At 26.6% G+C, this 5075-nt stretch carries 4 protein-coding genes; all 4 read left to right on the forward strand.

Annotation, left to right across the window (positions count from 1 at the left end; translation table 11 throughout):
* On the forward strand, positions 1–698 hold a 698-nt coding region (locus tag L988_RS12505; RefSeq protein WP_047384753.1), incomplete at its 5' end, for a DUF3387 domain-containing protein.
* A 94-nt stretch (positions 699–792) separates the two neighbouring features.
* Positions 793–2394, forward strand: coding sequence for a hypothetical protein (locus L988_RS12510; RefSeq protein WP_047384754.1), 1602 nt, complete (start codon positions 793–795; stop codon positions 2392–2394).
* 212 nt (positions 2395–2606) lie between these two features.
* On the forward strand, positions 2607–3272 hold the full coding sequence (locus L988_RS12515) for a recombinase family protein (RefSeq protein WP_047384755.1): 666 nt from the start codon (positions 2607–2609) through the stop codon (positions 3270–3272).
* Between the two features lie 51 nt (positions 3273–3323).
* Positions 3324–4964 (forward strand): AAA family ATPase, encoded by a 1641-nt coding sequence (locus L988_RS12520; protein WP_047384756.1) that lies wholly within the window; start codon positions 3324–3326, stop codon positions 4962–4964.
* Positions 4965–5075 lie beyond the last annotated feature (111 nt).

A 5075-nucleotide genomic window follows, 5' to 3' on the forward strand; every position in this document is an offset into this window, starting at 1 on the left:
TAGAAACTGAGGATAAAGGAGATAATCCTAAGAAACTAACTCAGGCTCAGATAAATGAAAAAATAGCTTCACTTATGGCTAAGACGATTATATCTGAAGATGTTATAGATGTTTATTCACAGTTAGGACTAGATAATCCAGATATATCTATTCTTTCAGATGAGTTTTTAAAAGAGGTTGAGAAGATAAAATATAAAAATTTAGCTGTTGAGATGTTAAGAAAACTAATAGAGGGTAAGATTAAATACTCTAGTAGAAAAAATCTAGTGGTGGCTGAGAAGTTTTCAGAAAGACTTCAAAAGGCTATGAGTTCTTATAGAAATAAGGCTTTAACAAGTTTAGAGATAATGGAAGAACTTATAAAGATGGCTAAGGAGTTTATGGAGACTCACAAAGAGGGTGACTCACTTGGTTTAACAGAGGATGAGGTAGCTTTCTATGATATTGTGACTCAAGATGATGAGTTTAAAAAGAAGACTGGCGATGAAAAGCTAATTGAAATAATAAAAGAGCTAACAGAGACTATTAAGAAAAGTATGACTATAGATTGGTATGATAAAGAGAGTGTACAAGCTCAAATGAGAAAATCTATCAGACGGTTATTAAAAAAATATGGCTATCCAGAAGATAAAACAAAGGATGCAACAGAACTTGTTTTAAAACAAGCTAAGCTAATATGTGAAGAGAGTATTGTATAATTATAGCTAATAGGAGGAGATAGATATAAACATTGTTGAACGATTTCATTCTAAAAATATATTATTTACTTTGCATTATCATGGAATCAATGATATGGTTACCACTTATACCCTAAAAAATATTTTAGAAAATAAAGATTTTATTCTTGAGTATTATAAAAATGATTTTAAAAATTATTTGAAAAATATAGATGATTTTATTGATTATATATTTCTAAATGTCATACTTAAATTTAAGGAGTGTTTAGAGCTATTAAAAGAGGAATTTAAAAATGAATTAATTAAATTTTTGAGTGAACTTAATGATATAAATGAAAATGTTTCTATCAGAAGTTTAGTTGAATTTCTTATAGATAAGTATGATAGTGTTTTTCATAATGAATGTAATAAATTTTTAAATCATGATATAAAAATATGGTATATAGAATTGTGTTTAAAATATCCAAATGTACTTAAGGAAAATAAAGTTATCTTGGAGAAATTAATAGGAGATGAAACAATACTTTTTTTTGACTATTATCCTCAGATTAAAAAGAAGAATGTATTGAGTCTAAATTTAAAAAGAAAGTTTTTTTTGGAAGATAAAAAATTAGAAGAAATATTAAAATATCGTTCTGAAGAATTTTTTAGGTTTATTTTGCCTGATCTTGAAAAAGAAATAAAAGATGAAGTATTTACTAAACTATATGATATTTATGATAAAAGAAGTAAAGATTTTTTTAAAGAAAAAAATCAAAATTTTGGATGGAGTACACTTCGAGACTTAGAATTATTATATCCAGTATATTTTAAATCAAAAAATCATTTATCGAAGAAACTACTAGATAAAAAAAAGAAGATTGATTTAATGTTAAATAATTTATTAATTGAAAATAAAATTATGAAACCTATCGAATTTAGAGTTTCATCAAAAGAGTATTTAGAATATTTAGAAAAACTACGAAGTGAAAAAATTTCATCTAATATGCAGTATTTAACAATAACACACTTTTTTAAGGAGAAACTTATCTCTAAGTTAGAAAACAGTTCTAAAAATTATAAAAAAAGTTTTATGGATTTTGCAAGCTCAAATATAAAAACTAATGATGTTTTTACAGCTGGAAAAATCTTTTATATAGATAATTATCTTTTACAAGAATGTATAAACTTAACGGTCTGGCTTTGTGATAAGAATAGAAAAGAATTTATTAATAATCTTTTAAATATTGTGAAACAAAATTATATAAATCTGTCAATAAATATTTTAGAGGAAGAAGTAGATAATGATTTAGAAGCTTTAAATTATTCTCTTACAGATATTTTTAGTTTAGAAAAAAATCATAGCTATAATTACTTTACATGTACTTTTTTTATTATTTCACTTTTAGAAAAAATTTTAAGAAATATTTATATTAAAATTGAAAAAGATGGATTCTTTAATTCCTCTTCCGCTACATATGGTTTAATTTTAAAAAGTAATGAAATGAGCAGACTAATTGGAAATGAGACAATAAATTGGTTAAAATATTACTTAATTGGAGATGAAGAAGTGGGAGAAAATTATAGGAATAGGATTGTACATTTTACAAAAATTAAAATTAATGATATATCTCAAATTGATTTGTTGAAAATATTGTATCTATTTGTAGTAACTGTAAATTCGATTTTTATAAATTCAGCAAAATTGAAAGAAAAAGAGGCTGACCTTATTGCTTAGCCTCTTTTCTATTATTTGCTAGTGTTTTATTTAGACTAGAGTACAAATGATTTAACATCCATTGCCATCCAGTATCAAAAGTAACCATTTGAATATAAGTATTAAAAGTCTATGAATCTAGTCTCAAATTTGATATAATATAAATATCAAATTTAACGGACGTTTCTTTTAATTGAAATTGTGAAAATTTATGTATAGAGGTGAGATAGATTATGATATTTGGATATGCTAGGGTATCAAGAAAAGAGCAGAATATTGAAAGACAGATTAGAAATATTTTAGCTTATGATTCTGGTGCAAGATTGTATGAGGAAGCATTTACTGGAACAAAAGTTGAAGGAAGAAAAGAGTTTGAAAAATTACTGAAGATTGTTAAGAGCGGAGATACTATCGTTTTTGATTCAGTTTCGAGAATGTCAAGAAATGCAGAAGAAGGAAAAAATCTCTACTTTGAACTCATGAATAAGGGAGTTATTCTAGTTTTCTTGAAAGAACCTTATATAAATACGGCAGTTTATCAGAAAGCCATTTCTATGAAAATAGATAGTACGGGACATAAAATAGCTGATATATATATCAATGCAACTAATGAAGCTATAAAAGTTTTAGCTGAAGACCAAATTGAAATAGCATTTAACCAAGCTGAGAAAGAGGTTAAAGACCTACAACAGAGAACCAAAGAAGGAATAGAAACTGCTAAAAGGGAAGGAAAGCAAATAGGACAGGTTAAAGGAAAGAAACTTGTAACTAAGAAATCAGTAGAGATGAAAGAGAAGATACAGAAACTACTCCCTACTCATTCAGATAAAGAGATAATGGAACTTACAGGACTTGCTAGAAATACATATTATAAATATAAGAAAGAAATGATAATATGATGGTATAATATAAGAAAAGAAATTAATGTAACGAAAGAGGTGAGAAATTTGATGAAGAAAAAACTACCTATAGGTATAGATGATTTTAAAAAAATAATAGAATTAAACTACTATTATGTAGATAAAACTCTTTTTATCCAAGATGTGCTTGAGAAAAGAGCTGAAGTTACATTATTAACAAGACCTAGAAGATTTGGAAAAACCTTGAATATCAGTACGTTGAAATATTTTTTAGACATAAAAGGTGCTATAGAAAATAGAGAGCTTTTTAAAGGAACTAAAATAGAAAAAACTGACTATATGGAATATCAAGGAAAATATCCTGTAATTTATCTAACTATGAAAGATTTAGATGGAGAAGATTTTGAAAGTTTTTTCGAAGCATTTAAAACTCTTATTAGTTCTCTCTTTGAAACTCATAAATATCTCCGTGAAAAACTGGATGAAAGAAATCTTCTTTTTTTTGATAAAATATGGTTTCAAGAAGAAAAAGCTAATTATGACACTGCTTTAAAATTCCTGTCGCAGCTTCTATATGATTATTATGGAGTTAAGCCAGTTATTCTTATAGATGAATATGATTCTCCATTTATCATTGCTAATGAAAAAAGATACTATGAAAAAGTTAAAACACTTTTGGGACGGTTCTATGGAAGTGCATTAAAAGAAGGAATTATTAGTTTTTCAGTAGTTACAGGTATTTTAAGAATTGCGAAAGAGTCAATATTTTCAACTTTAAATAATTTAAAAGTATCAACAATACTTACGGGAGACTATAATTATTTTGGAATGACCGAAATAGAGGTTGAGGATATTTTAAAATATTATGATCTTGAAACAACTTTAGGAGACATAGAAAAATGGTATAACGGATATCTCTTTGGAGATCTGAAAGTCTATAATCCATGGAGCATATTATATCATTGTAGTTCAGGAGAATTGAAGGCTTTCTGGATAAATACAAGTGCTAACCTTCTTATAAAAGAAATATTAAGAGAGGCAGATAGAGAAATATTTAATATATTCCATACTCTACTGAAAGATGGAAGTGTAAAAACTACTCTTCAAGAAAATATGATTTTTGGTATGAGATACAGTGACAGCACATTACTCTACTTAATGTTTTCAGCAGGGTATCTGACTATAGATAGGAAAGGAGAGGAAAAAAATCAGTATTTCCTTACTATTCCAAATTACGAAGTAAAGGAATATTTCAAAGATACGTTTATGGAAATAGTTTCTCCTAGAAATTATGGAAAGTTTACAGACCTTATAGTTGCTTTAAGAGATGGGAATGTTACTGGAATAGACTCTGTAGAGGAGTTGCTTCAAACAATGTTTGAAACAAGTATGAGTTATATGGATGGATCTACGGAGGAAAAATTCTATCACAATCTAATTCTTGGAATGATGATCTGTACAGACAGTTATTTTTATCCACTTTCCAACAGAGAATCAGGATATGGAAGATATGATATAGCTCTTGAACCTAAAGATATTACAAAAATTGGATATATTTTTGAATTTAAAATTGCTGATAATTTTAATGATATGGACAAAGTAGGATTAGAAGCTTTAAAACAGATAGCAGATAAAAAATATAGAACCGATATGGAAAATAGAGGAATCAAAGATATTAGAGAAATTGCATTAGTTTTCTGTAAAAAATCTTTGAGATTTTATGTAAAATAAAGTTGTTAGTAATGAGATAGGGATGTCATCCTATCTCATTTTTATTAACCCATTTTCACAATTTCAATTAAAAGAAACGTCCGTTAAATTTGATATTTATATTATATCAAA

The organism is Cetobacterium sp. ZWU0022 (assembly GCF_000800875.1).
GTDB lineage: Bacteria > Fusobacteriota > Fusobacteriia > Fusobacteriales > Fusobacteriaceae > Cetobacterium_A.